A 389-nucleotide genomic window follows, 5' to 3' on the forward strand; every position below is an offset into this window, starting at 1 on the left:
GTGCCGAAGGAGCAGGTCGCCCGGGTGCACGCGAGCTCCGGCACCACCGGCAAGCCCACCGTCGTCGGCTACACCCGCCAGGACATCGACACCTGGGCCACCGTCATGGCCCGCTCGATCCGCGCCGCCGGCGGGCGCAGCGGCGACATGCTGCACAACGCCTACGGCTACGGCCTGTTCACCGGCGGGCTGGGCGCGCACTACGGCGCCGAGGCCCTGGGCTGCACCGTCGTCCCGATCTCGGGCGGCATGACCCCGCGGCAGGTGCAGCTGATCGGCGACTTCGGCCCCCGGATCATCATGGTCACGCCCAGCTACATGCTCGCGCTGGTCGACGAGTTCGAGCGGCAGGGCGTCGACCCCCGCTCGTCGTCGCTGCAGATCGGCAT

The 389-nt window shown here is 72.2% G+C and carries 1 pseudogene; it reads left to right on the top strand.

The window, feature by feature from the left end:
• Positions 1–389, top strand: a pseudogene (locus M3677_RS17765) (phenylacetate--CoA ligase); the annotation flags it as partial.

Source organism: Curtobacterium sp. P97 (assembly GCF_023712445.1).
In the GTDB taxonomy this organism is placed as follows: Bacteria; Actinomycetota; Actinomycetes; order Actinomycetales; family Microbacteriaceae; genus Curtobacterium.